Source organism: Streptomyces tricolor (assembly GCF_002155905.1).
GTDB classification, from domain to species: Bacteria; Actinomycetota; Actinomycetes; order Streptomycetales; family Streptomycetaceae; genus Streptomyces; species Streptomyces tricolor.
Window position 1 is genome coordinate 1 of record NZ_MUMF01000747.1, and the last position, 5435, is coordinate 5435.

4 protein-coding genes and 1 pseudogene are annotated in these 5435 nt (G+C 72.9%); 4 read left to right on the forward strand and 1 reads right to left on the reverse strand.

Annotated elements, in window-relative coordinates; all coding sequences use genetic code 11:
- From CCN44_RS38725 to mgt, 3 genes and pseudogenes are all read left to right on the forward strand, one after another.
- Positions 1 to 610: carbohydrate ABC transporter permease (locus CCN44_RS38725; protein ID WP_107502160.1), on the forward strand; the 610-nt coding region annotated here is incomplete at its 5' end.
- A complete protein-coding gene (locus CCN44_RS38730) occupies positions 610 to 1890 on the forward strand; it encodes an ABC transporter substrate-binding protein (RefSeq protein WP_086703590.1) in 1281 nt (426 codons plus the stop codon). The genes CCN44_RS38725 and CCN44_RS38730, both read left to right, overlap by 1 nt.
- Positions 1891 to 1930: 40 nt before the next feature.
- Positions 1931 to 3179: pseudogene (gene mgt, locus CCN44_RS38735) on the forward strand (macrolide-inactivating glycosyltransferase); the annotation flags it as partial.
- Positions 3180 to 3186: 7 nt separating this feature from the next.
- Here the strand turns inward: mgt and CCN44_RS38740 are convergent.
- Positions 3187 to 4137 carry a hypothetical protein gene (locus tag CCN44_RS38740; protein ID WP_086703598.1) on the reverse strand — a complete coding sequence of 317 codons (951 nt, stop codon included), beginning with the start codon at positions 4135 to 4137 and terminating at the stop codon, positions 3187 to 3189.
- A 362-nt stretch (positions 4138 to 4499) separates the two neighbouring features.
- Between CCN44_RS38740 and CCN44_RS38750 the strand changes: the two genes are divergently transcribed.
- The coding region (locus tag CCN44_RS38750) for a ketopantoate reductase family protein (RefSeq protein ID WP_086703611.1) at positions 4500 to 5435 on the forward strand (936 nt) is incomplete at its 3' end.

A 5435-nucleotide genomic window follows, 5' to 3' on the forward strand; every position in this document is an offset into this window, starting at 1 on the left:
GGTGGCGCTCGGCGCCGCCGTCGTCGCCGTACTGATCGCCACCCCGATGGCCTACGTCATGGCCCGGCACCGCACCCGGCTGGCCCGGGCCGCCACGGGCTGGGTGGTGGTCAGCCAGACGTTCCCCTTCGTGCTGCTCATCATCCCGCTGTTCCTGGTGCTGAAGAACCTGCGGCTGATCGACTCCCTGCTCGGACTGATCCTGGTGTACGTGGTGTGGGCGCTGCCGTTCGCGCTGTGGATGCTCACCGGCCACGTCCGGGCGGTGCCCGCGGAGCTGGAGGAGGCGGCCGCCGTCGACGGGGCCGGACGCCTCAGGACGCTGGTGTCGGTGACGGCGCCGCTGCTCGCCCCCGGCATCGCGGCGACGGCCCTGTTCGCGTTCGTCACCGCATGGAACGAGTTCTTCTTCGCGCTGGTGCTGCTCAAGAGCCCCGAGCGGCAGACCCTCCCGGTCGTCCTCACCCACTTCATCGGCGCGGAGGGCGTGGCCGATCTCGGCCCGCTCGCCGCCGCCGCGTTCCTCGCCACCCTGCCCTCCCTGGCCGTCTTCGCGGTCCTCCAGCGGCGGATCACGGGCGGCCTGCTCGCCGGGGCGGTGAAGAGCTGATGCGGACAAGAATCACCACGGCGCTCGTCGTCCTCCTGCTCCTCCTCGCGGGCTGCTCCTCGGGCGGGCGCACGGACGGCGGCCCGATCACCCTCCGCTTCCAGTCCCTGGCCTGGCAGGACGAGTCCGTCGCCGCCAACAAGGAGCTGGTGGAGGAGTGGAACGCCGCCCACCCGGACGTCAAGGTCGAGTACGTCCAGGGGAGCTGGGACAGCGTGCACGACCAGCTGCTCACCTCCTTCGAGGGCGGCGAGGCGCCCGACATCATCCACGACGCCTCCGACGACCTGGCCGACTTCGCCTACGGCGGCCGTCTCGCCGACCTGACCGGACTGCTGCCCGCCCGGCTCAAGGCCGACATCCCGCAGAGCAGTTGGGCCACGGCCGCCTTCGGACGCGGCATCTACGGCGTGCCGTTCCTCCAGGAGCCCCGGGTGCTGATCGCCGACGCCGACCGGCTGCGCGCGGCGAAGGTGCGCATACCCACGCCCGAACGCCCTTGGAACTGGACGGAGTTCCGGCAGGTCGCCAAGCGGCTCAGCGGGCCCGGGCGGTACGGCGTGGCCTGGCCGCTGAAGGAGCCCGTCTCCGCCACGCTCAACCTGTCCCTGTCGACGGGCGGGCGGCTCTTCCACCGGGGCGCGGACGGCAAGGTCACCGTACGGTTCACGCCCGGTGACGCCGTCGTCCCGCGCACCATTCACGACCAGGTCGCCGTCGACCGCAGCGCGCCCGCCTCGACGCTCGGCAGCAGCGGCTCGGACACCCTGCCCGGCCTCTTCGGCGGCCGGTACGCGATGGTCCCGCTGGGCTTCTCCTACCGCCAGCAGATCGTGCAGCAGGCCCCCGAGGACTTCCGCTGGACGGTGCTACCGGCCCCGGCGGGCGCCGACGGGCTCACCCAGGGCGTCAGCCCGCAGACGCTGTCCGTGTCCGCCGACTGCCTGCACAAGAAGGAGGCGGTCGCGTTCATCGACTTCCTGCTGCGGCCGAAGAACATGGTCCGCCTCGCCCTGGGCGACTGGATGCTGCCCACCGGCACCCAGGCCCTGAAGGACCCGGCCCTGCACACGAGGAAACACGGCTGGGCCACCGGCACCGCCCTGGCGGCCCGGCTGCGCCCGGCGCCCGCCCAGTCCGTGCGCGGCTACCCGGAGTGGAAGGACAAGGTGGCCACCCCGGCCTACCAGGAGTACTACAGCGGCGCGACCGACCTCGCCGGGCTGCGCGCCCGCCTGGAGAAGGACGGCAATCTGGTGCTGGCCCGCTACCAGCGCTGACGCCCACGAGCCGACGCGCAGGGCCGGCAGGGAAAATGCATTAGACGAGACGTATCGTCTCGCTTACGCTCAACCGCATGACTCCTGTGACCCCGCCCGCCCATATCGCCATGTTCTCCATCGCCGCCCACGGCCATGTGAACCCCAGCATGGAGGTGATCCGTGAACTCGTCGCCCGGGGCCACCGGGTGACCTACGCCATCCCGCCGGTCTTCGCCGACAAGGTGGCCGCCACCGGTGCCGAGCCCGTGCTCTACACCTCCACGCTGCCCGGACCCGACGCCGACCCCGAAGCCTGGGGGAACACCCTGCTCGACAACGTGGAGCCGTTCCTCGACGACGCGATCCAGGCGCTCCCGCAGCTCATCGAGGCCTACGCCGACGACACCCCCGACCTCGTCCTGCACGACATCACCTCCTACCCGGCCCGCGTCCTCGCCCACCGCTGGGGCGTCCCGGCGATCTCCCTCTCCCCGAACCTCGTCGCCTGGGAGGGCTACGAGGAGGAGATCGCCGAGCCGATGTGGAAGGAGCCCCGGCAGACCGAGCGCGGACGGGCCTACTACGCCCGGTTCGAGGCATGGCTGGCCGAGAACGGCATCACTCAGCACCCGGACCCCTTCGTCGGCCGCCCGGACCGCTCCCTGGTGCTCATCCCGAGGGCCCTCCAGCCGCACGCCGACCGGGTCGACGAACGCGTCCACACCTTCGTCGGCGCCTGCCAGGGCGACCGCGCCGACCAGGGCGACTGGCAGCGCCCCGCGGACGCGGAGAAGGTCGTGCTGGTGTCGCTCGGCTCGGCCTTCACCAAACAGCCCGCCTTCTACCGCGCGTGCGTGCGCGCCTTCGCCGGTCTGCCCGGCTGGCACGTCGTGCTCCAGGTCGGCCGGCACGTGACCCGCGCCGACCTGGGCGACGTACCCGCCGACGTGGAGGTGCACAGCTGGGTGCCGCAGCTGGCCATCCTGCGGCAGGCCGACCTGTTCGTCACCCACGCGGGCGCCGGCGGCAGCCAGGAGGGGCTGGCCACCGCGACGCCGATGATCGCCGTACCGCAGGCCGTCGACCAGTTCGGCAACGCCGACATGCTCCAGGCCCTCGGCGTCGCCCGGCACCTGCCCGCCGAGGAGGCCGATGCCGAACGCCTCCGCGAGGCCGCCCTCGCCCTGGTGGACGACCCGGAGGTGGCCCGCCGGCTCAAGGAGGTGCAGGCGGAGATGGCCCGCGAGGGCGGCACCCGGCGGGCGGCCGACCTCATCGAGGCCGAACTGCCCGCCGCCCGGCGGTAGGCCGCCGTCAGAGGTAGGCCGTGGTGGCGATCCGGGCCTTGTAGATCACCGCTCCCTGCCGGGCCCGGGAGACACCGCTCACGTTGAAGTGGACGTACTTCGTCCCGAAGGCGTTGCCGTCCGGCACCGCGCCCGTCCACATCTGCTCGCCGGAGACGTGGCGCACGTACGACTTGACCAGCCTGCGCGTGTGCAGGGTGGTCCGCCGCATCGTCGACTTGTCGACCGCGTAGACGCCGTTGGTGTCCGTGACCAGGAGCCGGCCGGGGCGCTGGTGGTCCGGCTGGAGGTCGTGCGCGCGGTGGAAATCGGTGAGACGGCGGGCGGTGTCCTCCACCAGCCGGGCCGAGCCGGCCGTCGTCACGATCCGGTACGCCGTCAGCACCGAACCGCCCGCCGCCCACATCCGCTCCAGCTGCGGGTCCCACAGCAGGCCGTGCGCCTGGTGGAAGGGGATCGGCGAGCCCGCGCGGACCAGCGAGCCGCTGTGGCGGCCGGTGGGCCGGAAGACGTGCAGGCTGCCGCCCTTGGCGGCGCCGCCGCCCGGCCCCTTGCTGCGCCCGGCCACCACGACCACGCCGGTGCCGCGGGCCCGCTCGATGGCGTGCGGATAGTTGGGGACGTTCGCGGACCACAGCAGCTTCTTGTCGCGGCGCCGGTAGATGCTCGCCGTCCCGCTGTCCGGGGTGCCGGTCACGGCGAGCAGGATCTGCCCGTCGCCGTTCGTGTCGCGGAACCGGTGCTCCATCGGATGGCCCGAACCCACCGGGTTCAGCTGCCACTTGATGTTCCTGTCGGTGAACGGCTTGTTGCGGTCGAACAGGAAGATCTTCCCGGAGTTCACGTCCCCGATGAGCACGTCGAACGCCGGCGGTGCCGCCGCGTGCGCGGGTGCCGCGGTCAGCAGCCCGGCCGCGGGCACGGCCAGCGCCCCCTTCAGCAGACTCCGCCTGTCCATGTGGTTCCTCCCCCGTGTCGGCGTACCTGTCCGGACAGGGAGAAGCCGCATCCGGCCCGCCGGTTCCCGCCGGAGAGCGACGGGCCCCGCGGCAAGGGCGGAATCAGACAGGGACGGCTCCCCGGGGGCACGGTGTCCGATCCGCCGACAGGGGTCCCCTTTTGTCATTACGAAAGCTTGTTGAACAAGTCACAGCCGCGTGTAGGAGTTGAACCGCACCCCGCCGATCAGCGAGAGTTTCGCGCAGCCCGGCGCACGCCGGGCACGCGGCCGTCGTGCCCGCCCCCACGGGGCACGACGGCCGCGTCACACCTGCCCGGAACGCCCGCCAGGAACCGGACGCGTGTGCGAGGCTCGGCACCATGCGCTACCTCATCATCGGCGCCGGCGCGGTCGGCGGTACCGTCGGCGGCCGACTGGCCCAGGCCGGGCGCGAGGTCGTCCTCGTCGCCCGTGGCAGACACCTGACCGCCCTCCGCGAACACGGGCTGCGCCTGCGGGTCCCCGAAGGCGAGTCGACCCACCGGCTGCCCGCCGTGGACGGGCCGGGCCCGCTCGGCGAACTGCGCGCCGACGACGTCCTGATGCTCGCCGTGAAGACCCAGGACACCGTGGCCGCCCTGGAGACCTGGGCCGATGTGCCCGTCGCCGGCGGCGGCACGGCGGCCCGCCGACTGCCCCTGGTCTGCCTGCAGAACGGCGTCGAGAGCGCCCGGCTGGCGCTGCGCCGCTTCCGGCACGTGTACGGCGTCTGCGTCTGGCTGCCGTCGACCTTCGTGGAACCCGGGGTCGTCTCCGCCGCCGGCACCCCGCTCACCGGTGTCCTGCACCTCGGCCGCGTCCCGCACGGCACCGACGACACCGCCCGCCGGATAGCCGCCGATCTCGCGGACGCCCGTTTCGAGGCACCCGTCGTGCCCGACGTGGCCCGCTGGCAGTACGCCAAACTGCTCGGCAACCTCGGCAACGCCCTCGAAGCGGTCAGCGGACCCGTGGCGAGCGAGGAGGCCCAGGCCCTGTACGCGCGCGTCCGCGCGGAGGGCGAGGCGGTGCTCGACGCCGCCGGGATCCCCTACACCGGCGCTGCGGAGCAGCGCGCGGCCCGCGGCGACAAGGTCACCCTGGTCCCGCTGGACGGCACCCCGCGCGGCGGCGGCTCCTCCTGGCAGTCCCTGGCCCGGGGCACCGGCACCATCGAGGCGGACCACCTCAACGGCGAGATCGTCCTGCTCGGCCGGCTGCACGGCGTCCCGACCCCGCTGAACGAACTGCTGCAACACCTCGCGAACCGGTTCGCG